The organism is Pseudomonas sp. NUPR-002, assembly GCF_056322725.1.
In genome coordinates, this window is sequence record NZ_CM150476.1 from 1951162 (window position 1) to 1975460 (window position 24299).

General features: G+C 60.6%; 21 protein-coding genes, 1 tRNA gene and 1 pseudogene. 12 read left to right on the top strand and 11 right to left on the bottom strand.

Going from position 1 to position 24299, the window contains the following annotated elements; all coding sequences use genetic code 11:
* Positions 1-41 precede the first annotated feature (41 nt).
* Entirely contained in the window at positions 42-1106 is a 1065-nt protein-coding gene (gene rlmM, locus ACVWSC_RS09055; RefSeq protein ID WP_442113317.1) for a 23S rRNA (cytidine(2498)-2'-O)-methyltransferase RlmM, read from the top strand.
* 47 nt (positions 1107-1153) lie between these two features.
* Positions 1154-1396, top strand: a complete 243-nt coding sequence (gene tusA / locus ACVWSC_RS09060) for a sulfurtransferase TusA (RefSeq protein WP_330080494.1) — start codon at positions 1154-1156, stop codon at positions 1394-1396.
* Here the strand turns inward: tusA and ACVWSC_RS09065 are convergent.
* Complete coding sequence (locus ACVWSC_RS09065; protein ID WP_442113318.1) at positions 1393-2790, bottom strand: MATE family efflux transporter; 1398 nt, start codon at positions 2788-2790, stop codon at positions 1393-1395. The two genes, tusA and ACVWSC_RS09065, sit on opposite strands and share 4 nt — an antisense overlap.
* Positions 2791-2947: 157 nt before the next feature.
* Between ACVWSC_RS09065 and pdxB the strand changes: the two genes are divergently transcribed.
* Positions 2948-4090, top strand: coding sequence for a 4-phosphoerythronate dehydrogenase PdxB (gene pdxB, locus ACVWSC_RS09070; protein WP_442113319.1), 1143 nt, complete (start codon positions 2948-2950; stop codon positions 4088-4090).
* A 536-nt stretch (positions 4091-4626) separates the two neighbouring features.
* Here pdxB and ACVWSC_RS09075 read toward each other — a convergent pair.
* Positions 4627-4800: a PA1571 family protein gene (locus ACVWSC_RS09075; RefSeq protein ID WP_442113320.1), complete on the bottom strand. Its 174-nt coding sequence runs from the start codon at positions 4798-4800 to the stop codon at positions 4627-4629.
* Positions 4801-5083: 283 nt separating this feature from the next.
* Here ACVWSC_RS09075 and ACVWSC_RS09080 point away from each other — a divergent pair, with 283 nt between their 5' ends.
* From ACVWSC_RS09080 to mqo, 4 genes and pseudogenes are all read left to right on the top strand, one after another.
* Positions 5084-6856: an ABC transporter transmembrane domain-containing protein gene (locus ACVWSC_RS09080; RefSeq protein ID WP_442113321.1), complete on the top strand. Its 1773-nt coding sequence runs from the start codon at positions 5084-5086 to the stop codon at positions 6854-6856.
* 783 nt (positions 6857-7639) lie between these two features.
* Positions 7640-7750 (top strand): annotated as a pseudogene (locus tag ACVWSC_RS09085) (hypothetical protein); the annotation flags it as partial.
* 228 nt (positions 7751-7978) lie between these two features.
* Positions 7979-8683 (top strand): methyl-accepting chemotaxis protein, encoded by a 705-nt coding sequence (locus ACVWSC_RS09090; protein ID WP_442114278.1) that lies wholly within the window; start codon positions 7979-7981, stop codon positions 8681-8683.
* 389 nt (positions 8684-9072) lie between these two features.
* Complete coding sequence (mqo, locus tag ACVWSC_RS09095; protein ID WP_442113322.1) at positions 9073-10674, top strand: malate dehydrogenase (quinone); 1602 nt, start codon at positions 9073-9075, stop codon at positions 10672-10674.
* 75 nt (positions 10675-10749) lie between these two features.
* On the opposite strand, the gene ACVWSC_RS09100 is transcribed toward mqo, so the two are convergent.
* From ACVWSC_RS09100 to ACVWSC_RS09110, 3 genes are all read right to left on the bottom strand, one after another.
* The gene (locus ACVWSC_RS09100; protein ID WP_442113323.1) at positions 10750-11124 is read right to left on the bottom strand and encodes a glycine zipper domain-containing protein; all 375 of its coding nucleotides are present in this window, start codon (positions 11122-11124) and stop codon (positions 10750-10752) included.
* A 226-nt stretch (positions 11125-11350) separates the two neighbouring features.
* Positions 11351-11427: transfer RNA gene (locus ACVWSC_RS09105), tRNA-Pro, on the bottom strand.
* A 60-nt stretch (positions 11428-11487) separates the two neighbouring features.
* The gene (locus ACVWSC_RS09110; RefSeq protein WP_442113324.1) at positions 11488-11709 is read right to left on the bottom strand and encodes a YgdI/YgdR family lipoprotein; all 222 of its coding nucleotides are present in this window, start codon (positions 11707-11709) and stop codon (positions 11488-11490) included.
* Positions 11710-11890: 181 nt separating this feature from the next.
* On the opposite strand from ACVWSC_RS09110, the gene moaB reads away from it, so the two are divergent.
* Positions 11891-12430 carry a molybdenum cofactor biosynthesis protein B gene (moaB, locus tag ACVWSC_RS09115; RefSeq protein WP_442113325.1) on the top strand — a complete coding sequence of 180 codons (540 nt, stop codon included), beginning with the start codon at positions 11891-11893 and terminating at the stop codon, positions 12428-12430.
* 19 nt (positions 12431-12449) lie between these two features.
* Positions 12450-13637, top strand: a complete 1188-nt coding sequence (locus tag ACVWSC_RS09120; protein ID WP_442113326.1) for a molybdopterin molybdotransferase MoeA — start codon at positions 12450-12452, stop codon at positions 13635-13637.
* Here the strand turns inward: ACVWSC_RS09120 and ACVWSC_RS09125 are convergent.
* Together ACVWSC_RS09125 and ACVWSC_RS09130 are read right to left on the bottom strand one after the other, a co-directional pair.
* Positions 13626-14873 (bottom strand): glycosyltransferase family 4 protein, encoded by a 1248-nt coding sequence (locus ACVWSC_RS09125; RefSeq protein WP_442113327.1) that lies wholly within the window; start codon positions 14871-14873, stop codon positions 13626-13628. The genes ACVWSC_RS09120 and ACVWSC_RS09125 overlap by 12 nt on opposite strands.
* 64 nt (positions 14874-14937) lie before the next feature.
* Positions 14938-16392: a mannose-1-phosphate guanylyltransferase/mannose-6-phosphate isomerase gene (locus ACVWSC_RS09130; RefSeq protein WP_442113328.1), complete on the bottom strand. Its 1455-nt coding sequence runs from the start codon at positions 16390-16392 to the stop codon at positions 14938-14940.
* A 277-nt stretch (positions 16393-16669) separates the two neighbouring features.
* Here ACVWSC_RS09130 and yegS point away from each other — a divergent pair, with 277 nt between their 5' ends.
* On the top strand, positions 16670-17569 hold the full coding sequence (yegS, locus tag ACVWSC_RS09135) for a lipid kinase YegS (RefSeq protein ID WP_442113329.1): 900 nt from the start codon (positions 16670-16672) through the stop codon (positions 17567-17569).
* On the opposite strand, the gene ACVWSC_RS09140 is transcribed toward yegS, so the two are convergent.
* The 3 genes from ACVWSC_RS09140 to ACVWSC_RS09150 all read right to left on the bottom strand — a co-directional run bounded on the left by ACVWSC_RS09140 (position 17553) and on the right by ACVWSC_RS09150 (position 20041).
* Positions 17553-18212 (bottom strand): response regulator, encoded by a 660-nt coding sequence (locus ACVWSC_RS09140; RefSeq protein ID WP_442113330.1) that lies wholly within the window; start codon positions 18210-18212, stop codon positions 17553-17555. The genes yegS and ACVWSC_RS09140 overlap by 17 nt on opposite strands.
* On the bottom strand, positions 18202-19098 hold the full coding sequence (locus ACVWSC_RS09145; protein ID WP_442113331.1) for a sensor histidine kinase: 897 nt from the start codon (positions 19096-19098) through the stop codon (positions 18202-18204). The genes ACVWSC_RS09140 and ACVWSC_RS09145 overlap by 11 nt, the downstream gene beginning before the upstream one ends.
* Positions 19099-19543: 445 nt before the next feature.
* On the bottom strand, positions 19544-20041 hold the full coding sequence (locus ACVWSC_RS09150; RefSeq protein ID WP_442113332.1) for a histidine kinase: 498 nt from the start codon (positions 20039-20041) through the stop codon (positions 19544-19546).
* A gap of 349 nt (positions 20042-20390) precedes the next feature.
* Between ACVWSC_RS09150 and ACVWSC_RS09155 the strand changes: the two genes are divergently transcribed.
* Positions 20391-21326 carry a chemotaxis protein CheV gene (locus ACVWSC_RS09155; protein ID WP_442113333.1) on the top strand — a complete coding sequence of 312 codons (936 nt, stop codon included), beginning with the start codon at positions 20391-20393 and terminating at the stop codon, positions 21324-21326.
* 45 nt (positions 21327-21371) lie between these two features.
* Positions 21372-22175, top strand: coding sequence for an MOSC domain-containing protein (locus tag ACVWSC_RS09160; RefSeq protein ID WP_442113334.1), 804 nt, complete (start codon positions 21372-21374; stop codon positions 22173-22175).
* A gap of 107 nt (positions 22176-22282) precedes the next feature.
* On the opposite strand, the gene ACVWSC_RS09165 is transcribed toward ACVWSC_RS09160, so the two are convergent.
* The gene (locus ACVWSC_RS09165) at positions 22283-24211 is read right to left on the bottom strand and encodes a transglycosylase SLT domain-containing protein (protein ID WP_442113335.1); all 1929 of its coding nucleotides are present in this window, start codon (positions 24209-24211) and stop codon (positions 22283-22285) included.
* Positions 24212-24299 lie beyond the last annotated feature (88 nt).

Here is a 24299-nt window from a genome sequence, read left to right on the forward strand (position 1 = left end):
CAGGGTTGGGGCGATTGGCCGCCAACCGTCCTGGAGTGAAAATGAATACCCTGTTTATGCATTGCCGGCCCGGCTTCGAGAGTGAAGTCTGTGCCGAAATCGCCGAGCACGCCGCACGCCTGGACGTTGCCGGTTACGCCAAGGCCAAGCCGCAAACGGCCTGTGCCGAATTCATCTGCAACGATGATGAAGGCGCTGAGCGTCTGATGCGCGAACTGCGCTTTGCGCAACTGATTTTCCCCCGTCAGTGGGCGCGTGGCAGTTTTGTCGAGTTGCCGGAAACCGATCGTATCAGCGTGCTGCTCGACGCACTGGCGCAGTACCCACAGTGCGGCAGCCTGTGGCTGGAGGTGATGGACACCAACGACGGTAAGGAGCTTTCGACGTTTTGCCGCAAGTTCGAGGTACCACTGCGCAAGGCCCTGAGCAAGGCTGGACGTTTGCTTGAAGACCCGAGCAAGCCGCGCTTGCTGTTGACCTTTGTCAGCGGTCGGCGGGTGTTTGTCGGTGTCGCTAGTGCCGACAATTCGGCGATGTGGCCGATGGGTATCCCACGCCTGAAGTTTCCGCGTGAAGCACCAAGCCGCTCGACCCTCAAGCTGGAAGAGGCCTGGCATCATTTCATTCCCAAAGATCAATGGGATGCGCGGCTGTCTGACGACATGACCGGTGTCGACCTGGGTGCAGCACCGGGTGGCTGGACCTATCAACTGGTGCAACGCGGTATGCTGGTGACTGCCATCGACAATGGGCCTATGGCTGAGAGCCTGATGGATACCGGTCTGGTTCAGCACTTGATGGCCGATGGCTTTACCTACAAGCCCAAGCAGACCGTGGACTGGATGGTCTGCGATATTGTCGAAAAGCCGGCGCGCAGTGCTGCGTTGCTGGAGACCTGGTTGGGTGAAGGTTTGTGCCGGGAGGCGGTGGTCAATCTCAAACTGCCGATGAAGCAGCGGTATGCCGAAGTGCGGCGTTTGCTCGATCGCATTGAAGAAGGCTTCAAGGCTCGCAAGGTCAAGGTTTCGATTGGCTGCAAGCAGCTGTATCACGACCGTGAAGAAGTGACCTGCCACTTGCGCCGTCTGGACTTGAAACCACGCTGACTGGCATTCGCGGGGCAAGCCCGCACCTACTGTTTCCGGAGTTATAGATGACCGATTTCACCCCAGATGCCGTGCTCGACGCCACCGGCTTGAACTGCCCCGAGCCTGTGATGATGCTGCACCAGCACGTGCGCGATCTGGCCGCCGGTGGCCTGCTCAAGGTGATTGCCACCGATCCCTCGACACGCCGCGATATCCCCAAGTTCTGCGTGTTCCTTGGCCATGAGCTGGTCCAGCAACAGGAAGAGGCGGGCACTTACCTGTACTGGATCCGCAAGAAACTCGATTAAGGCCTCTGCGCGCGGCGAATATGCTTGGCACTGCTACGTGCCAGGCGAATCGACAACATCAGCGCCGCGCAGGTCAGGCCAGCGATCAGCCCTTCCCACAAGCCGTTAGGGCCGCTGGCCGGGCCGAAGTAGTCGGTCAGGCCCAGCACATACCCCACCGGCAGGCCGATGCCCCAGTAAGCGAACAGGGTCAGGATCATGGTCACCCGGGTATCCTGATAGCCTCGCAGCGCACCGGCGGCGATTACCTGAATGGCGTCGGAGAACTGGTAGAGCGCGGCATACACAATCAGCATCGCGGCGATCTGGATAACCGCGGTGTCCGGGGTGTAGATCGACGCGATCGGTTCGCGCATCAGCAGGATCAAAGCGGCCGAGAAGCAGGCAAATACCAGCGCCGCCGCCAGTCCCACCAACGCCGCAAAGCGCGCCTGATACGGTTCGCCCGCGCCAATCGCCTGGCCCACGCGTACGGTCACTGCCATGCCCAGCGAGTAGGGAATCATGAACAGCAGTGAGCTGATGTTCAGGGCGATCTGATGGCCGGCCACCACGGTCGGGCCGAGGCTGCCGATCAGCAAGGCGATCACCGCAAAAATGCTCGATTCGGCGAATACCGCGATGCCGATGGGCAGGCCAACGCCGATCAAGCGCTTGATCACCGCCCATTGCGGGCGCTCAAAACGCACCAGCACGCGGCTGTTCTGGTAGGCGGGCGCCCAGCGGCTCCACGCGGCCATGCTCAGGGCCATGAACCACATGACGATGCCGCTGGCCCAGCCGCAACCAACACCACCCAGCGCCGGGAAGCCGAGGTGGCCATAGATCAGTATGTAGTTCAGTGGGATGTTCAGCAGCAGCCCCAGGCAGCCAATGACCATGCTCGGGCGGGTAAGGCCCAGGCCATCGCTGTAGCAGCGCAGTACGTAATAGAGCGCCATGCCGGGGAAGCCGAAGGCGATGCCTTGCAGGTAGCCCATGCTCGGCTCGATCAACTGCGGATCAACCTTCATGACCTGCAACACGGGTTCGGCACCGAGCAGCAGCGCACTGGCAATCAGGCTGACGGCGACCGCCAGCCATAGTGCCTGGCGCACCAGCGGACCGATTTCGCTGTGTTGGCCGGCGCCGAAGCGTTGTGCCACCTTGGGAGTGGTGGCGAGCAGGATGCCGGTCATCAGCAGGAACACCGGAATCCAGATCGAGTTACCCAGTGCCACTGCCGCCAGGTCGCGTGGGCTGACGCGTCCGGCCATGACCGCATCGACAAAACCCATGGCGGTGGTGGCCAACTGGGCAATGATGATCGGCGTGGCCAGCATCATCAGGCTGCGCAGCTCAGCGCGTATGCGCGGACGGCGGGAAATGGGCGGGGTGTGAGGGGTGGTGGTCATGGCAGTCACGAGGCAGGCGTCCACAAAAATAGTGCACAAAGCCGCTTAGTCTACACTTTTTGACGCATCGGTCAGGAAGCTTGGCCGGCATCTGTGCATTCGGCTGGATAAGCGCCCTGGCAAAGGCCTACACTGCGCACCCCGATAGGAGAGCGCCATGCTGATTGTTGCCGACGAGAATATTCCGCTGCTCGATGCTTTCTTTGCTGGCTTCGGTGAAATCCGCCGCTATCCAGGGCGTGCCATCGATGCCGCCTGTGTGAAAGATGCCGACGTCCTCTTGGTGCGCTCGGTGACGCGTGTCGATCAGGCGCTGCTCGAAGGTAGCAAGGTCCGTTTCGTTGGCACCTGCACCATTGGTACCGACCATCTGGCGCTGGATTACTTCGCCCAGGCAGGCATTCAGTGGTCCAGCGCGCCAGGTTGCAATGCCCGTGGCGTGGTCGACTATGTGCTGGGCAGTGTACTGACCCTGGCCGAGCTCGATGGCGCTGATTTGTCTGCGCGTACCTACGGCGTGGTCGGTGCCGGAGAGGTGGGCGGGCGCCTGGTCGAGGTGCTGCGTGGGCTTGGTTGGAAGGTGTTGGTCTGTGACCCGCCGCGTCAGGCGCGCGAGGGCGGCGAGTATGTCGGCCTGGAGACCGTGCTGGCTGAGTGCGATGTGATCAGCCTGCATACCCCCCTGACGCGTAGCGGTGAGCACGCCACTTGGCATCTGCTAGATGGTGAGCGCCTGGCGTTGTTGCGTCAGGGTGCCTGGTTGATCAATGCCAGCCGCGGCCCGGTGATCGACAATGCGGCGCTGCGCGAACTGCTGCTGGCACGTGAAGATGTTCTGGCAGTGCTGGACGTCTGGGAAGGCGAACCACAGGTGGATCTGGAGCTGGCAGACCTGTGCGTGCTGGCCACGCCACACATCGCTGGCTACAGCCTGGACGGCAAGCAGCGCGGTACCGCGCAGATCTATCAGGCTTTCTGTGCCTGGCGTGGTGAGCCGGCGTCGGTATTGCTGGAAGACCTGTTGCCCCAGCCGTGGCTGGCCGAAGTTGGCCTGCAGGCGGAAACCGATCCGGCCTGGGCGTTGGCCACGCTGTGCCGCGCGGTATATGACCCACGCCGTGACGACGCTGATTTTCGCCGCAGCCTGAGCAGTGATGTGCTTGAGCAGAAGGCAGCCTTTGACGCCTTGCGCAAACATTACCCACCGCGTCGCGAGATCGAGGGCCTGCGGGTGCGGCTGCACGGTGATGCGCCACACCTGGCGCAGATGGTTCATGCCTTGGGTGGTGTGCTGCTGTAAACGGGGGGAGCCTCAGGCAATAAAAAGGCTCTTCACGGATTGTCGGGGAAGGGTTGGCTTTGGCTTTGAGGGCTGTGGGCTTATCCATTTGATGGGGTGGCCCCTGCATTCGGCCCTGCCGGTGGGAGATACCGTCTTGCACCACCTGTGGGAGCGGGCTTGCCCCGCGATCGCGGTGTAGCTGTCACACCGCCTCGCGGGGCAAGCCCGCTCCTACCGGGTCAAGCCGTACAGGCACCTCTGCGATGGGTCAGGCGACACAGTTTGCGACTTCAGAAGGCTGAGTGGAGGTATTGCGTAGTGAGGTGACGGGCAGGAGCCCGTCAAGCGCTTCGGGCCATGGATGGCTCGTTAGCGCGGTCCTCGCGGGAGCAATGCCGCTGTAAAGGCGGAAGGGGCCAGCCCAGCCACCCCATCAAATGGATAAGCCCACAGCCCTCAAAGCCAAAGCCAAAGCCAAAGCCAATCCTGCCCCGGAAATCCATGAGGAACCAATAAAAACCCGGCGCTGGTGCCGGGTTGAAAATTCGCGCGGTTCAGTCTTTCTTGGCGGGGTCTTTGCGGCTCTGCTCCAGCTTTTCGCAGGCTTGCTGGATCATCTCTTCGGTGATGGTGATCTCTTTGCCATTCTGATCAATGACCGAGCCGCCGACCGGCGCTTGCGGGTTGGGCGTGGTTTTCGGCTGGGTGCTGCTTTGTTGCAAGCTCATTTCCTGTCTCCTCATCAGGTTGCAAGCTCAGACTAGAATCGCCCGGTGACCGAACTATGACAGCGCCGTCGGTACTTCCCGTACGATTTGTCCCAGTCCAACAGAAAGCTAGGTAAACCTCCAGTGGTACTTTAGATCGAAACGGTCTAGTGGTGGATGAACTCGACCTTAAAGCTGACTGGGGTCAGTTTTTATACGGATGACTTGTATTACTCAGGGTTCCTTGGCGTAGGACGAGCGGTACGGTGTAGGCTGGGCAAAACAGCTGACCGTCGGACTTTCCATGCTCAACCGCTTCTCCCCCCGCCAGCGTCAGGCGCTGAGCCTGGCTTGGCGCTTCATTCGGCCGTATCGCCAACAGGTGCTGCTGGCGTTGCTGGCGTTAGTGGTCACGGCGGGTATCACCTTGTCCATGGGGCAGGGTATCCGGTTGTTGGTCGACCAGGGCTTCATGACCCGTTCCCCGCATTTGCTCAACCAAACCATCGGCTTGTTCCTGTTGTTGGTATTGGCCCTGGCGATCGGCACTTTCAGCCGCTTTTACCTGGTGTCGTGGATTGGTGAGCGTTGTGTGGCCGATATCCGCCAGCAGGTATTCGATCACCTGATCTACCTGCACCCTGGCTTTTTCGAGCGCAATCGCAGCTCGGAAATCCAGTCGCGGCTCACCGCTGACACCACCTTGTTGCAATCGGTGATCGGCTCATCGCTGTCGTTGTTCCTGCGCAATGCCCTGATGGTGCTGGGCGGTATCGTGCTGCTGTTCATCACTAACCCCAAGCTCACCAGCATTGTGGTGCTGGCCCTGCCGTTGGTGCTGGCACCGATCCTGATTTTCGGTCGGCGGGTGCGCAGCTTGTCGCGCCAGAGCCAGGATCGGGTCGCCGATGTCGGTAGTTATGTGGCGGAAACCCTGGGGCAGATCAAAACGGTGCAGGCCTACAACCACCAGGCGAGCGATCAGCAACGCTTTGGCCGTACGGTGGAGGCGGCCTTTGCGGTTGCACGCAAGCGCATCATGCAGCGCGCCTGGCTGATCACCCTGGTGATCGTGCTGGTGCTCGGGGCGGTGGGGGTGATGCTCTGGGTCGGTGGCATGGATGTGATTGCCGGGCGGATATCTGCCGGTGAGCTGGCGGCCTTTGTGTTCTATAGCCTGATCGTGGGCAGCGCCTTTGGCACCCTCAGTGAGGTGATTGGCGAGTTGCAGCGCGCTGCCGGTGCGGCAGAGCGGATTGCTGAACTGCTGGCTGCGCGCAGTGAAATCACCGCGCCGACGGTGGGGCTGGAGCATTCGCTGCCGCGGGCCAGTGGTCGGCTTGAGCTGCGCGAGGTGCGTTTCGCCTATCCATCAAGGCCGGAGCCGGCGGCGATCGATGGCTTGAGTCTGAAGGTCGAGCCGGGTGAAACACTGGCTTTGGTAGGGCCTTCCGGAGCTGGCAAGTCGACCTTGTTCGACCTGTTGCTGCGCTTCTATGACCCGCAGCAAGGTCAGATCCTGCTTGATGGGCAAGACCTGAGCCGGCTCGACCCGCAGGACCTGCGTCGTCACTTTGCCTTGGTTGCACAGAACCCGGCGCTGTTCTTTGGCACCGTCGAGGAGAACATCCGTTATGGCCGCGCCGATGCCAGCATGGCGCAGGTTGAAGCGGCCGCCCGCAGTGCTCATGCCCATGAATTCATTTTGCAACTGCCCCAGGGCTATCAAACTCACCTGGGCGATGCCGGACTGGGGTTGTCTGGTGGTCAACGCCAGCGCCTGGCCATCGCCCGGGCTTTGTTGGTGGACGCGCCGATCTTGCTGCTGGACGAAGCCACCAGTGCCCTCGATGCCCAGAGCGAACACCTGATCCAGCAGGCCTTGCCGACGTTGATGAGCGGACGCACGACCCTGGTCATCGCCCACCGCCTGGCCACGGTGCAGCATGCCGATCGCATTGCGGTGATCGATCAGGGCCGCCTGGTGGCCATTGGCACGCACCGTCAGCTGATCGCGGAGAGCCCGCTGTACGCACGGCTGGCAGCCCTGCAATTCAACAACGTTACGGAAATGTGACAGGGTTCCGTAGGCTGTCACATTTCTGTAGCAAAGCCTTGAGACTATCTGTGTCAGCTGTTGCGTAATGCTCGAACTTGGCTGCTATCGAACGATGGCAGCTTTTTTTTCGCCTGCGCCAGTTGCCAGCGAACAAGGACAGGGACGTCTTTGCCTGGTCGATACCCGGCGGTATCGCTCTCCTTTATCCTTGTTCCGAGACTCCTTCCGATGTTGCGTAAATCCCTCAGAGTGCAAATTCTCGCGTTACTCGGTGGCAGCCTGTTGGCGATACTGATGATCGCGCTGGTCTGCTTTCAATTGTTGTCGTCCAGCGTGCACGGTTACGGGCAATTGATCGACGGGCCGGTGCGCGCTTCGCAGTTGATTGATGAGGCCAACCTGCAGTTCAAGGTGCAGGTGCAGGAGTGGAAGAACGTACTGCTGCGCGGTAAGCAGCCGGCAGAGCTGGACAAGTACTGGCAGCAATTTCTGGCGCGTGAACAGCAGGTGCAAGACCTGCTCGATCAGTTGATTCAGGGCAGCGATACAACCCTCAAGGCGCGCGCCGAGCAACTCAAGGAAAGCCATAGGCAGTTGGGCCAGGCCTATGAGCGAGGACGTCAGGCGTTCCTTGCAGCTGGTGCTGACCCAGCCGTGGGTGATCAGGCGGTCAAAGGCGTCGATCGTGCTGCCAGCGAGCAGATGAGTGAGCTGGTCAACCAGTTGCGCAGCGATGCCCAGGCGCGTGCGCAGTCCATCAATGAGTCCGCGCAGCGCATTGTCTGGCTGGGACTGTTGGTGATGTTTGGCTCGGCCTTGCTGGTGGGCCTGTTCAGCCTTTGGTTGGTCAATCGCAACCTGATCCAGCCGATCCGCGGCTTGATCGAATATGTCGCGCAGTTGAGTCAGGGGCGCTTCGAGGCGCGGGTCACCAGTGACCGTCATGACGAACTGGGGCGTCTGGCCGTGGCGGCCAATACCTTGCGCGACTTTCTTGCCGACACCATTGCTCGCTTGCAGAACAATGCCGGTGAGCTGGAGAGCGCCAGTGGTGAGTTGCGCAACATTGCCGGCAGCATGGCGCGCGGTACCGATGACCAGTTTCAACGGACTGATCAGGTGGCCACGGCGATGCATGAAATGTCTGCCGCGGCCCAGGAGGTCGCACGCCATGCCGCCGAAGCCGCTCGCGCCGCGGATGACGCCGACCACAGTGCGCAAGCGGGCGAGCAGGTGATGCAAGACACCATCCGCATCATCGCCTCGGTCAATCAGGAGATTGCCGGTACCGCGGCGGTTATTCGCCACCTGGAAGCTGACAGCGCGAGGATTGGCAAGGTGCTGGAGGTGATTCGCGGGATTGCCGAGCAGACGAACCTGTTGGCCCTTAATGCCGCCATCGAAGCGGCACGGGCAGGCGAGGCGGGGCGTGGCTTTGCCGTGGTTGCCGATGAAGTGCGCAGCCTGGCGCAGCGCACGGCTGCCTCGATTGCCGAAATCAATCAGATCATCAGCGCGGTGCAATCCGGTGCGCTTGAGGCGGTCAAGGCCATCGACAGTGGTCAGCAGCGCAGCGAGGAGGGCGCCGAGCAGGTACAGCAAGCCGGGCAGATGCTGCAGCGCATTACCCTGGCGGTTGAAGCGATTCGCGACATGAACCGTCAGATCGCCACCGCTGCCGAAGAGCAGACCAGCGTGGCCGAAGACATTTCCCGCAACCTGGTGGAAATCACCCGGATTGCCACGGCCAATCAGCAGGCGGTGCAGCACACCGAGCAGGCCGGGCACCGGCTGCATGGGCTGTCGGGGCAGCTGGGCGAAGTCACTTCGCGCCTAAGTGCTTGAGTTGAGGGGGATTTCCGCCACTTGGAAGGCCGATTAGCGGCTGCTGTGGCGGAATCTCGCCAGAAAAACCGCTAAAGATGGGGTGCGACGACACGTCCTAGCTATTAGCCGTTGGTCTTGTAAAAGTTGGCCTGATTTGTGCTTAAAGGCGGTCAGGCCCAGGCCATGCAAGCACCCGACGGCAAGCTTCAGTCGCTATCGTCAGGGTGACGACCGTTCCCGATCCATCGAACAACCCCAGCCGCCAACCATTGCCCACGCGTCCAGTGCGCTTGCCTGAGCGTCGAGCACCGCTAAGCTTTGGTATGCGCGAGCAACAACAAGAAACAGGGCGTGCACAACGGGATGAACGGTCTTTGCCAATTACTTCACCTCAATTGGATTGAACTATGAAAAAAATCCTGCTGGCACTCCTATGCCTGAGTGTCATCGGTTGCTCGAAGCCCAACGAGCCCGAGAAAAGCGTCGATGTACTGCTGATCGGTGGCGGCATCATGAGTGCAAGTCTCGGTACTTACCTCAATGAGCTGGAGCCAACCTGGTCGATCGACATCTACGAGCGTCTGGACAAGGTTGCCGAAGAAAGCTCCAACGCCTGGAACAACGCCGGTACCGGTCACTCCGCGTTCTGCGAACTGAACTACACCAGCGAAGGCGCCGACGGCAAGATCGACATCAGCAAAGCGGTTGGGGTCAACGAACAGTTCGAGATCTCCAAGCAGTTCTGGGCCTATCAGGTCGAGCAGAACGTGCTGAGCAACCCTAAGTCGTTCATCAACAACGTGCCGCACATGAGCCTGGTCTGGGGCGACAAGAACGTCGAGTTCCTCAAAAAGCGTCATGAGGCCCTGCAGCACAGCTCGCTGTTCCGTGGCATGGAGTACTCCGAAGACCACGCACAGATCCAGAAGTGGGTACCGATCGTGATGGAAGGCCGCGCTGCCGACCAGAAGATCGCGGCAACCCGCATGGACATCGGCACCGACGTCAACTTCGGCGAAATCACCCGCCAGCTGATCGGCTCGCTGACCAAGCACGACAACGTCAAGCTGCACGTACAGCACGAAGTGCGCGACATCGTGCGCAACGCCGACAACACCTGGACCGTGGTCGTTGCAGACCTGGCCAACAAGGGTGTCGAACGCAGCGTGAAAGCCAAGTTCGTCTTCATCGGTGCCGGTGGTGGCGCCCTGAAGCTGCTGCAGAAGTCTGGTATTCCTGAGGCTGACGGCTATGCCGGCTTCCCGGTCGGTGGCCAGTTCCTGATGACCGACAACCAGGACATCGTTGCCCGTCACAAGGCCAAGCTGTACGGCAAGGCATCGGTCGGCGCGCCGCCTATGTCGGTTCCGCACCTGGACACCCGTGTGATCGACGGCAAGGAAGTGCTGCTGTTCGGCCCATTCGCCACCTTCTCGACCAAGTTCCTGAAGAACGGCTCGCTGCTGGACATGTTCGCTGCGCTGACCACTCACAACATCATGCCGATGACCCATGCCGGTATCGACAACATCGACCTCAGCACCTACCTGATGGGGCAGTTGATGCTGAGCTTCGACGACCGTATGGCAGCCCTGCGCGAGTACTACCCGAACGCCAAGAACGAAGACTGGAAACTGTTGCAGGCCGGTCAGCGTGTACAGGTGATCAAGAAGGATCCGGTGCACGGTGGTGTGCTGCAGTTCGGTACTGAAGTGGTTGCTGCCCAGGATGGCACCATCGCCGCGCTGCTGGGTGCTTCGCCAGGTGCATCGACCGCTGCGCCGATCATGCTCAGCGTGCTGGAGAAGAGCTTCAAGGATCGTATCAAGACCCCTGAGTGGCAGGCCAAGCTGAAGGAAATCGTTCCGACCTATGGCCAGAAGCTCAACAATAACCTTGAGCTGACCAACAAGACCCGTGAGTGGAGCAGCTCGCGTCTGGGCTTGCTGTATGTGCCGGTGTTGCCGGAAGGCGCGGCAGCGGTACAACAGGCTGAGCCTGCGCTGTAACGTTTGAAGCGGTGAAATATCGCGGGGCAAGCCCGCTCCCACGGGAGAGGGGCTTGCCTCGCGATTATTTGGGTATCAATGACGCTTTTTGCGGTGATCGTCCGCCAGGTTATTGCCCAACGCACCACCCGCCGCGCCACCCAGGCCGGCGCCAATGGTCGAACCGGTGCTGCCGCCCAGTTTGCCGCCAATCAGCGAACCACCTGCCGAGCCCAGACCACCGCCAATGGCGGCCTTGGTCTTGTTGCCATTCTTAGCAGCCATGGCGCTGCCCGCTGCACCGCCAACGCCGGCACCGATTGCCGCACCGGTGCTGCCGCCCAGTTGTTTTCCGACTACGTTCCCCAATGCACCACCCAGGCCACCGCCCAAGGCAGTCTGGCCGTCGCCGGCCATGGCACCTTGTGTGCACAGCAGGCCGAGAGTCAGGATGGCAAGCGACTTACGCATTTTGTTTCAACCTCTAGATTCAAAAGGCGCGCATTCTGCTGGCCGCGCCGCTGTTGCGCAATGCTGGCAACTCGAACTCACTGTCTTGATCATCCGGTGTGGGAGCGGGCTTGCCCCGCGATGCGATGTGTCTGAAAACCCGCAATCGCGGGGCAAGCCCGCTCCTACCGGGGGAGTCCTGTGAGCCATAAAAAAGCCCGCCGAAGCGGGCTTTTTACTGAGTAACTGGTCGGAGAGACAGGATTCGAACCTGCGGCCTTCTCGTCCCGAACGAGACGCGCTACCTGGCTGCGCTACACTCCGATGGAGAAAATATTACTCAAATCGTTCCCCTCGACAAGCCCCGTCGGGCTGTCGCCGCGATCAGAGATCCTTGACCGTACGCACTTGATCTTTGTTGATGCGGGTGTGTTTGCCATCGAGCTGTTCGAACTCGTAGAAACCGGTCTCATCGTCATATTCCGGCGTGTCGACTGCCTGGATTTCTCGGCCGTCGTTGAGGGTGATGACGGTTGGCGAGGCGCAGCCGGCCAATGTACCCAGGCCCAGGGCGAGCAAGAATGCAGGAAGAGTCCGTTGAATCATTTTATTTCTCCAGTAAAGGATGGGCGTAATGTGCTTGAGACGCATGGCGACGGCGCAAGTTCCTTGTCATTAGCAGCATAGCCAGTGCGGGCACGATTGCCCGCCGCGCACGTTGCCTTGAGCAGGAGTTCGAAGGGCTGTGATATAACACCGCCCATACTCTCCAAAGGATCAAGGTCCCATGAAAGCCAAGGCAGATGTACCTTTCGTGCCGTTGAACATTGCGGTGTTGACCGTCAGCGATACCCGCACCCTGGAAACCGACACCTCTGGGCAGGTGTTTGTCGATCGTCTGACCGAAGCCGGCCACGGCCTGGCGGCGCGGGTGTTGCTCAAGGACGATCTGTACAAAATTCGCGCCCAGGTTGCCACCTGGATTGCCGATGAACAGGTGCAGGTGGTGTTGATCACTGGCGGTACCGGATTTACCGGTCGTGACAGCACGCCTGAAGCGGTTGCGTGCCTGCTGGACAAACAAGTCGATGGCTTTGGCGAGCTGTTCCGTCATATTTCCCTGGCTGATATCGGTACCTCCACGGTGCAATCGCGCGCCTTGGCCGGGCTGGCCAATGGCACCCTGGTCTGCTGCCTGCCCGGCTCTACCAACGCTGTGCGCACTGGTTGGGACGCAATCCTTGCCGAGCAGCTCGATGCCCGTCATCGTCCGTGCAACTTCGTCACCCACCTCAAGCAGGCTGAACCCTGCGCTAGCCGTGGTTGAGCCGGTGAACGCGCCGTTGATGCCCGTTGAAGACGCACTGGCACGTTTGCTGGCGTTGGCTGAGTCCACGCCCATCGTGGAAACCGAGCAGGTTGATCTGGCTCAGGCCGAGGGGCGCGTGCTGGCCGAAGCATTGGTGGCCAGCCTCGACCTGCCGCCTTGGCCAAACAGCGCAATGGACGGCTACGCCTTGTGCCTGGCGGACTGGCAGGGTGATGCCTTGCCGGTCAGTCAGCGTATCTTCGCCGGTCACGCCCCCGAGCCGCTGCAGCCAGGCACCTGTGCGCGCATCTTTACCGGTGCACCGTTGCCGCCCGGCGCCGACTGCGTCGAAATGCAGGAAAACGCCGAGGTGCAGGACGATCAGCGCGTGCGTTTCAGCGAGCCGATGCACGTCGGTCAGAACATTCGTCCACAAGGTCAGGAAACCCGCGCGGGTGAGTCGGTGCTGGCGGCCGGAACACGTCTGGGGCCGATCGAGCTGGGGCTGGCGGCGACGCTCGGCTGTGCCGTGCTCACGGTGGTGCGCAAGGTCAAGGTGGCGGTGCTGTCGACCGGTGATGAACTGGTGGAGCCAGGCTTGCCCTTGGGGCCAGGGCAGATCTACAACAGCAACCGACGGTTGTTGATCAGTTGGTTGCAGCGCCTGGGCTGCGAGGTGATTGATGGCGGGATTCTCGCCGATGACCTGCTCAAGACCCGTGAATGCCTGGCAGCGCTGGGGCAGGTCGACCTGATTCTCTCAACCGGCGGTGTATCGGTAGGGGAGGCTGATTATTTAGGTCTTGCCCTGCGCGAAGAGGGTGAGCTGGCGCTGTGGAAGCTGGCAATCAAGCCTGGCAAGCCGCTGACGTTCGGCCACTTTAAAGGTGTACCGGTGATTGGCCTGCCGGGTAACCCGGCGTCGACGTTGGTGACCTTCGGTTTGCTGACCCGTCCTTACTTGCTGCGCCGTCAAGGTGTGCAAGAGGTGACGCCGCTGCAGTTCCCGGTGCCTGCCGGTTTTGACTGGCCCAAAGCCGGCAATCGCCGCGAGTACCTGCGAGCACGTCTGGAGCAGGGCAGTGCGCTGATCTACAAGAACCAGAGTTCGGGTGTGTTGCGCAGTGCTGCCTGGGCCGAGGGCTTGGTGGAGGTGCGCGAAGGCACGACACCCGCCAGGGGTGACACGGTCCAGTTCATTCCCTTGAGTGAATTACTCGGCTGAGCGGCCGAGCAAGTTGTTGTCGTTGAATTGGCCCAGCAGGGGCGCGCGTTGGCTCAGGCGCGCATGCACGCTTTCCAGCTGGGCGGTGGCAATGCTCCAGTCGTGGCGGTCGTTGACGAACTGGCGTGCATTCTCCGATAACTGGCACATGCGCCAAGGCTGGTTGAGTAACTGAGTGATCATCAGCGCCAGTTGATCAGCGTCATCGCTGCCCAGGTAGTGTTCGCCATGGGTTAGTTGCAGCCCGGACGCGCCTTTGAGCGTGGTCACCACCGGCAGCCCGGCAGCCATTGCCTCGAGGATTTTGATTTTCGAGCCGCCACCATAGCGCAGCGGCGCGAAAAAAATTGCCGAATGGCGCTGCAGCTCGCGCAAGTCCGGCAGGTAGCCGACCCATTCGATACGCGGGTCGCTCCAGCGTGATTTCCAGCTTTGTGGCAAGGCATGCCCGACCACCGCCAGGCGCACCGCCGGGTTGCTCTGCCAGACTTGCGGAAGAATGTCTTCCAGGGCCCATTCAATGGCTTCGAGGCTGGCGCTGTACTCGAAATTGCCGACGAACAACAGGCGCTGGCTGCGCGGTGACGGGTGGATATCCTGGTAGTGCGCGCAGTCCACGCCATTGACCACCAGTGAGGCGGGGTAGCCAGTCAGGCGGCTGATGTGCTCGACATCTCTGGGGCTGACCGCCACTACCTCCTCGGCCTGGCTCAGCACGCGGTTTTCCCAGCGCCGGTAGCGCCAGCGGTCAAACGCATTGAACGGCCGCAGCCACAGCGGCAGGCGATCATGGCAGGCGGCGCCAGACACCGATTCGATGGTGTGTTCACTGAGTAGAAACGGCAGGCGCCGGGCCTGCAAGGCCTTCTCGAACGGCTGAAAGCTATAGCTGTGCTCGATCTGGATGACATCCCAGTGTTCTTCCAGCAGTTGCTCGAAGCAATGGCGCAAATGCGGTGCCAGGCCGTTCACGCTGGCGCGCATCGGGTAGCCGGCGTATACCGCGGCGAGCAGGTTCAAGGGGCTGTGCAGGGGGCGCCTGGGCAGCACGATCAGGCGTTCGAGCAGGGGCTCGAGCGCCTGACGTGCCGCCTCGCTGGGCGGAACTTTCGATTGCACCAGCAAGGTGATGCGATGACCCCGCTGCGCCAGATTGCGCAGCAGGTGGTATTGCCGGGTTTTGCCGCCGCTGGTGGTTGGCCAGGGCAGGTAAGGCAGTGTCCAGAGTACGCGCATGACCCCTTTCCTCTATATACCAGGCGGGTAACGGCATGCCGATATGAATGGACGCGCCAGGATGTCAGTTGCTCGCTGGCTCCGGGGCGCGTCCATAGATATCAGTAAAGCGCACGATGTCGTCCTCGCCCATATATTCGCCACTTTGTACTTCGATCATGACCAGGTCGATCACCCCGGGGTTGGTCAGGCGGTGTACTCGCCCCGGTTTGATAAAGGTCGATTCGTTGGTGTCGAGCAAAAACTCGTCTTCGCCGTTGGTCACACAGGCCATGCCGCTGACCACGATCCAGTGTTCGCTGCGGTGATGATGCATCTGCAATGACAACGAGGCCTGCGGGCGTACCACGATGCGCTTGATTTTGAAGCGCGGGCCTTCCTCCAGCACGGTGTACATGCCCCACGGGCGATTCACGGTACGGTGCAGGCGATAGGCGTCGTGGCCCTGGTGCTTGAGTTGTTGGGCAATCACCTTGACCTCCTGGCTGCGCGCGGCATCGGCGATCAGCAAGGCATCAGGGGTGTCGATGATGATCAGGTTGTCCAGGCCCACGGCACCGACCAGGCGGCGTGGCGAGTCGATGTAGCAGTTGGACACGTCGTGCAACACCGTCTCACCATTGCAGTGGTTGCCGTTGTGGTCGGCTTCTTTCAAGCCGCGGACCGCTTCCCAGCAACCGATGTCGCTCCAGCCCAGGTCGGCGGGCAGCACGGCGACCTGGCTGGAGGTTTCCATGACGGCGTAATCGATGGAAATGTCGGGCACCCGGTCGAAGGTCTGTGGGTCGAGTTCCAGTTGCAATTCGCATTCGCCCTGTTTGCGCGCGCTTTGTTGCAGACAATGCTGGACGCTGGCGAGCAAATCAGGAACGTGGCGGTCCAGTTCAGCCAGAATGGCGTCCACGCGCATGCAGAACATGCCGGCATTCCACAGGTGTTGGCCGCCGTCCAGGTAGCGTTGGGCGGTGATGGCGTCGGGCTTTTCGACGAAACACTGCACTTTGTAGCCCTGGGCGTTCAGTGCGTCGCCCTTTTCGATGTAGCCAAAACCGGTTTCGGCGTGGCTGGGTACGAGGCCGAAGGTGGTCAGCCAGCCTTCATCTGCCAGGTTGCGGGCTTGCTCGACTGCACGCTCAAAGGCTGGCAAATCGCTGATCAGGTGGTCGGCAGGCAACACCAGCAACTGAGCATTGTCACCGTACAGGCTGGCACAGTGCAGGGCCGCAGCGGCAATCGCCGGAGCGGTGTTGCGCCCGAAGGGCTCGAGGATGAAGTCCAGCGCCAGATTGGCACTGTTCACCTGGCGATATTCATCTTGCGTGCGGAAGTACACTTCACGGTTGGTCACCGTGACCACGCGCTCGACCCCGGGCAGTGTGCTAGCGCGTGAGAAGGTCTTCTGCAGCAGGCTCTGGCCATCGGGCAGGCGCATGAAGGGTTTAGGCATGGTTTCGCGAGAAACCGGCCAAAGGCGAGTGCCGGCACCGCCGGCGATGATGCAGGGGATCAGAACGCTCATTTCACAGCCTTGAGTCAGGGCACTGAGACTACAGTGCAGTAAAGGGAAATCGAAACCTGGCAGGCGTTTGCGTAATGAGTCAATAAAATGACTTTTACCATCGGCATCCTCCTTGAAGGCCAAATATTTGTCGAATGATGCACCCGGGCGGGCGCTCTTTCAATGATATTTGTGTGAATAGTCGGCATTTTTCTTTTTCAGCCAGCCATCGGGCAGGGAGCAAACACCCGCCTGCAGTGGTCCAGATGCTCGTTGATCAGTGTGTGGGGGAGACGACATGACGCAGCAGAAAGCCCTGGTGATCCTGCATGGCAAGCAGGCCATGAACGAACAAGTGCGCGCGGCCGTCGGTGCTCAACGCGAGCGTGGCTGGCAACTGGACGTACGCCTGACCTGGGAGGCTGGCGATGCGGCGCGCCTGGTAACCGAGGCGTTGGCGGCTGGGTACACGCATGTGGTGGCCGGTGGCGGCGATGGCACGCTGCGTGATGTTGCAGAAGCCATGGCGCAGGCGGGTACTGAGGCAAGTCTGGTGCTCCTGCCGTTAGGTACGGCCAATGATTTTGCCCGCGCCGCTGGCGTGCCGCTGGAGCCTGAGCAAGCGCTGGCGCTGCTGCAGAGTCCGGCCCGGGCCATTGATCTGGGACGGGTAGGGGATCAGGTGTTTCTCAATATGGCCACCGGCGGGTTTGGCAGCCAAGTGACTGCCAATACCTCCGAAGACCTGAAAAAAGTGCTGGGCGCGGCGGCCTACCTGTTCACGGGGCTGTCGCGCTTCAGCGAACTGAGCGCCGCCTCTGTTGACCTGCACGGTCCGGATTTTCATTGGCAAGGCGACTTGCTGGCGCTGGGGATCGGCAACGGTCGGCAGGCGGGAGGTGGGCATGTGTTGTGTCCGCAGGCGCAGGTTGATGACGGGTTGCTGGAAGTCAGCATCCTGCCAGCGCCGCAGGAAGTTGTAGGCACTTTACGTAGCCTGCTCAGCGATGGTCTGGGTCTAGAAAACCTGTTCGTACGGGCGCGCCTGCCCTGGGTCGAAATCAAGAGTTCGCAAGGACTGGACATCAACCTCGATGGTGAGCCGCTGCAAGGCGACAGCTTGCGTTTTGAAGTGTTGCCTTCAGCTTTGAACGTGCATTTGCCGTCGGATTCACCGCTGCTCAGTCGTCAAGGCTGATGATTTGCTCGCGCACGGCAAACAGCACAAGGCCGGCAACGTCGAAGATCTGCAGGCGCTTCATGATCTGCGAGCGATGGGTTTCGACGGTCTTAATACTTAAGCCGAGCCCGTGGGCAATCTCGCGGGTGGATTTGCCACGTACGATCAAGCGCAGGATTTCCAGCTGGCGGGCCGTCAAGTTGTGGGTTTGCGCTGGCGCTGGTTTGACGCTTTGAGTCCGCACCAGGGCCTGGTTGATCACCGTGTGGGCAATGGCCGGGCTCAGGTAGCGCTCATCGCCACACAACGCTGCCAGCGCCTGTTCCAGTTCGGTGGCGGTGGTGTCCTTGAGCAGGTAGCCGTGGGCGCCGCTTTCCAGAGCCTGCATGATCAGCTCGGGGTCGGTGTGCATCGACAAGATCAGCACTTTGCTGCGGCAGCCACTGGCGCGCAGCCCGGTCAGTGCCTCAAGTCCGCTGGTCGAGCGCATCGAAATATCCAGCAGGACAATGTCTGGGTCCAACTGCTGCACCAGTTCAGCTAACTGGCTGCCGTCATTGCCTTCGCCCACCACGGTATAACCGGGAATATCTGAAACCAGGGCGCGAACGCCGGCGCGAATCAGTGAGTGGTCATCTACCAGCAGCAATTTACAGGTCATGGGCGTTACTTGTGTGAGCGCGTTCAAGGGTGCGTGGTGGCCAAGGGAACAGCGCACTGATTCGCGTGCCCTTGCCGGGTTGGCTGCTGACTGACAGCGTGCCATCAAGCAGTGTGACGCGTTCAAGCATGCCGGCCATGCCGCGTTGTCCTTGATCCGCCGGGTTGCTGGCCGGCAGGAAGCCTTTGCCGTCATCACTGATGGACAGGGCCAGGCCTGCCGGTTGGCGCTCTATCGCCACGACCAGATTGTGGGCGTCGGCATGGCGAAGCATGTTGGTGACCGCCTCTTGGGTGATACGGAACGCGGCGATGGCCATTTCTTCTGAAATCCCGCCCAAGCGCTGGCGGCACTCGAGGCTCCAGTGCACGTTGGTGTTTTCCAAGGTACGCAGCAGGTGGGCGCGCAAACTGGCTTCCAGGCCCAGGCTCGCCAGTTGGCGCGGGTTGAGAATGGCGGAGACATCGCGAACGCTGGTCAGGGTATCGTCCAGGGTGCTGCGCAGGGTGCTGCAGTGTTCCTGCAGCTCTTGCGGCACGCGGCGTTGCAGCCAGTCGGCCTGGAGCTTGGCTGCCGTCAGCAATTGACCAATATCGTCGTGCAACTCGCGGCTCAAACGTTGGCGCTCATTTTCCTGAACCTTGAGCAGGCGATCGGCAAGTTCTGCCGGGCGCATGGCAATCGAGCGCGCCCAGCGGCACAAGTGCCAGGCGATGCTCAGCATCGCCACGACATGCAGTATCAGTACCGCGCCTGGCATTGGTAGCGCGTAGAGGTAAAGCACCAGGTTGGCGATGATCGAGGCCAGGCACAGGATTGCGGTCAGCCCGCGTAATAGAGCGGCTCCGGGGCGCCAAAGCTTGAATCTGATAAGGCCTGAGAGCATAAGAAATGAAGCCACTGAAATATCGCTGAAGAAAGCCTTGAAAAGGTCAAACTAGAGGCGTTGCTGTATTACCTTCACTCTTATTTAAATGTGAGGGTAGACGGCTGACGAATACTTGCATCAAGAGAAAAAGTCCTTGGCGGTATGACCGGTCGAGGTTCGATTCCCCGTTAATTGCGCGCATGGTATCACTTCAGATCGCGGGCGGGGCGAACTCTTATAACTGTCTGAAATGCCGGGTTTTACAGGCCAATACCGAAAGCGTTGTGCGTAAAAATGTAGCACTTTGCCATCGCTGTATTAACGGTAAAGCTTCCACAAATTGAATTAAATCTGCAGTTGTGCAAACGACTGCAGACATGATTGGCGAGTGAGGGAAGTTGGCTGTTAGTGCAGAGCGTAGAGTGCTCTGATTGCCGTGGGCTGGCTCTTTGTCTATTACCCTTTAGTTGCCTGCGTCAAAGCGTCCAGTTGCTTTGTGCGGCGTGTGCTGTGGGTGTTCGCAGAGCATCATGCTCGTGCTGCAAGAGGCGCAGGGTGACGCCGGGTTCAGGGCTGCTGCCAGCTTATCCAGCAGTGCGGCCTGTTCATCTGTATCCAGCCCCAGGCGACCGGTGCTGGGATCCACCAGTTCCAACTGCCAGGCCAATAGCGTCAGGCACTCTTCGAGTGCAGGCAGCGCGCTGCCAGGCAAGTGTGACGGCTGCTGGGCGGTGTCCAGCAAGCGTTGCAATTGGTTGCTGTAATTGGCTACCTCAACGAGCCCCAAAGTCTCGGCGCGAGTCACCAGGGTTGCCAGGGTGTCATTGAGGCAATGGCAGGCATCTGGATCATTGTCGATCAGTTCCAGGTGCTGCAGGCACTCTTCGGCCTGGGTCAGCAAGACCTGGGCATCCACCAGAAAGTCCTGGACCAGGCTGCTGTTCAGTGATTCGTTAGCCATCATTTGGCTCCAGCGCAAAGGGCTGGAGCAGGTGCTGGCCATAATGAGGCGATGACTGACAAAAGCCTGACTCCGTTCATGCAATGAGAATGGCGTCACATTAATGGCTAATGGATATCGCGAACATCAGGTCTCGCCCGATTGCTGCTAAGGGTTTCCCTGATGGGATGGGCGGTTTGCGACGCTTTGCGGGCAAAAGCGACAGAAGGGGACTAGGTGCAGTTAACCATGATGTTAAAATGACATCAATGACTGCTTGAGCATTTTCTTCAGGGGTCAAGCTGCGCCTGATCTGGCCGATACAAGGCCATTGGATTCATTTCTTGGAACAAGCCTGGGGGTTCTTTAGATGGCTGGCATTCTCGACACGGTAGACCAAAGAACGCAGCTGGTGGGTGAGAACCGCCTGGAAATCCTGATGTTCCGCCTGGCTGGCCGGCAGTTGTTCGCGATCAACGTGTTCAAGGTTCAAGAAGTGCTGCAGATGCCCAAGCTGACCCTGATGCCGCAGCGTCATGCTTTTGTCTGTGGGGTGGTCAATTTGCGCGGGCAGACCTTGCCAGTGATCGACCTGTCCCAGGCGATCGGTATGCGGCCACTGACGCCTGGTCCTGGTAGCACCATTATTGTTACCGAATATAACAGGTCGGTGCAGGCGTTTCTTGTCGGCGGGGTCGATCGCATTGTCAATATGAACTGGGAGGCCATTATGCCGCCGCCCAGCAGTGCTGGGCGCCAGCATTACCTGACGGCCATCAGCAAGGTCGATGAGCAGTTGGTGGAAATCATCGACGTTGAGAAGGTGCTGGCTGAGATCGTGCCGTACAGCGCCAAAGTCTCGCGTGACAAGCTTGACGACCCGGTGCTGGCGCGTGCCCGTGGCCGTGAGGTGCTGTTGGTGGACGACTCCACCGTGGCCTTGGCGCAACTGCGCGATACCTTGTCGCAGTTGGGGGTAAAAATGCATGTCGCCAGCGATGGTCTCAAGGCGTTGCGCATGCTCAAAGCCTGGGCCGACGCCGGGGAAGACATGTGTGAGAAGTTGCTGATGATTTTCACCGACGCTGAAATGCCAGAGATGGACGGTTATCGCCTGACCACGGAAATTCGTAACGATGCGCGCTTGCGAGCGTTGCACGTTGTGCTGCACACCTCGCTGTCCGGCAGTTTCAACGAGTCGATGGTGAAAAAGGTGGGCTGTGACAACTTCCTGTCCAAGTTCCAGCCCGACAAGTTGGTCGATGTCGTGCGTCAGCGCTTGATGCTGGATGAAGCGACAGTCTGAGTCGGTATAAGCTAGGGCTTTGAACCGACGTAGGGAAGGTCACCCATGCAACTGAGTGCGTTGTACCGATATCCGCTCAAATCTGCGCGCGGCCAGGCGTTGCAGGCTTCTTCGTTGGGTCTGTTGGGGTTGGAAGGCGATCGCCGCTGGATGCTGGTAGAGCGCGACAACGGTCGTTTCCTGACCCAGCGCGCCTATCCGCAGATGAGCCAGTTGACCGCATTGCATGGACCTGATGGCGAGCTGACCTTGCAGGCGCCCGGGCGCCCTGCGTTGCGTGTTGCCGTACCGCCGCCAGACCAAGACCTGCGTGGCGTGACCATCTGGCGCGATACCTTCCGTGTGCCTGATGCGGGTGAGGCTGCGGCGCAGTGGCTCAGCGAATTTATCGGCAAGGAGGTGCGCCTGGTGCATGTGCCGGAGCAGCGTACGCGATTCTTGCCTGGTGGCTATGGTCAGAACAGTGACCGCGTGGCGTTCGCCGACGGCTTTCCTTTGCTGCTGATCGGCCAGGCATCGCTGGATGACCTGGTGCAACGTGTCGGGCGTCCGCTGGAGATGCTGCGGTTCCGGCCCAATCTGGTAATCGAAGGTGCGGCGCCGTTTGCCGAGGATGGCTGGAAGCGAATCCGCATCGGTGACATGGAGTTTCGTGTGCTCAAGCCGTGTGAGCGCTGCATTCTCACCACCATCGACCCGCAGACCGGTGAGCGCAGTGCCGACCGAGAGCCGCTGACCACCCTCAAGACCTATCGGCAGAAGGAAGGGGATGTGCTGTTCGGGCAGAACCTGGTGGCCGATGGCGGTGGCGTGCTTGAGGTGGGGATGCCGGTGACGGTGTTGGAATAATCGCTAATTGCGGGTGGGAGCTGGCTTGCCCTGCGATTGCGGTGTGCCAGTCACATCGCTTCGCGGGGCAAGCCCGCTCCCACAGGCCCGCGATCAGGTACGGTCAATCATTGATCATCAAAGTAGCGCTCGTGCCAGTCGACCAGCGGCTGTGGCGAGTTGAGCTTTTGCCCGTAGATCACCGAGTAAGACAGCACGTTCTGCACGTACTGACGGGTTTCATCAAACGGAATCGACTCCACCCAGACATCGAAGCTCAAGTGATCGGCGCCACGTAGCCATTGCCGTACACGGCCGGGGCCTGCGTTGTAGGCTGCCGATGCCAGCACGCGGTTGCCGTTGAACTGGCTGTGCACCTGGCTCAGGTACGCCGCACCGAGCTGGATGTTCTTGTCCGGATTGAACACCTGGGCCGGGGAGGCCAGCGGGATGCTGAACTTGCGCGCGGTTTCCTTGGCGGTGGCTGGCATCAGTTGCATCAGGCCACTGGCGCCCACGCTGGAGCGGGCATCTTCCATGAAGGCACTTTCCTGACGGGTAATGGCGAACACCCAGCTTGAGTGCAGGCCACGCACCTTGGCTTCGCGCACCAGGGTGTCGCGGTGAGCCATCGGGAAGCGGATATCCAGGTCGTCCCAGTACTGGGCCTGACTGATGGTGCGGATAGCCGGGAAGTACCAGCGCATGTCGTAGGCCAGGCGCGCCTGGGCCACCATTTCGTCACGGCTGAAGTGACGGCTGACGTGGTACCACTCGCGGCGGCCATCGACGATCTGGCCGCGGGCGTGGAATTCCAGGGCGCGGCGGATGCCTGGGGTGTTGCGCACCTTGTTCATCATCGCCTGGCTCAATACCAGTGGCTTGTTGTTCAACTGGTAGGGGGTTTTCGCCCGGTCGGCCGCAAGGAAGCCATAGAAGTCACGCTCGCGGGCAACGGTTTTATACAGCAGTGGAATCTGTGGGTTCTTTGGCTGGGCCAGCTCGAGGCTGCGGGCTTGCCAGTAGCGCCAGCGGTTGCTGCTGGCCAGATCCTGCGGCAGGCGTTTGGTCAGCTCGTAGGCATCTTCCCAGCGCCCCAGGCGCAGGAGTAGGCGCAGGCGCCATTCGGTTACGGTGTTGTCGCGAAGCTCAGGGTCGTAACGGGTCATCAGGTCAAGCGCGCGTGGGTCATAGCGGCGCGCGAGGGTCAGGCCGATCTCCCGGGCGATCGCGACCTTTTCGTCACGCGAAAAATGCATGCGGTTGGCATAGTCGTCGAGCAGGCTCATGGCCCGCTCCGGGTCCTGGCGTGCCAGGCGGCGCAGGCCCAGGCTGACAACGTCGGACATCGCCTCATTGACTGGCACGAAGCGCCCTGGCTGATTGAGCAACTGCGGCTTTTGCGCCACTTCAACCAGCAGCCGCCCTTGTGGTGCCAGGGTGGTCAGGGATTTGCTCAGGCTGGTGGCCAGTCCATAGTTGCGCGCCTGGGCAGCGAGCTTGGTGCGCTCCCAGCGTTTTTGCTCGGTGAGCTGGCCTTCGGCTGCCCAGCGATCGAACAAGGCATCACAGGCTGCTGGCTGCGACTTGCCCACCAGCCACAGTTTTTCCGCCGAGGCATAGCCTTCGGCGCGTTGGCCCTGGATCAACTGACGCTGGCCATTGAGGCAGTCCAGCTCGGTGAAGTTCAGTTTCGGATCGTAGTAGCGGCTGAAGGTTTCCCACTCGCCGCGTTCGGCCAGCCAGCGCAACCAGCGCAGCTTCATCCAGTTGGCCTGGGGCAAGTCGCCGTGCGCGGCGAGAAACTTCTCGATTTCGGCGTTACTGGCGGTTTTCAGGCGTGCGGTCAGCTCGTCGTAGGCCAGGTAGGGTGTCAGCGGGTAGTCGCTCAGTGCCTGGGCGTAGCGCAGGTACGGACCTTTGTCGCCTTTCGCGAGGGCGCGCTTGGCCTCGTCGTAGTACTGGCGCTGCACAGTGATGTCGGTGGCCTGCGCAACGTTGGCCGCAGAGGCCGAGAGAAGCAGGCAGGAAATAATATTGAACAGGCGGCTGCGCATGAGACTTCCGGGCAGTTTGACCATGAAAAGTGACGGCGAAGCCAGCACTGTTGAGGTTACGAGGCTTAAGCTTAGCCGTTTGCCGTAG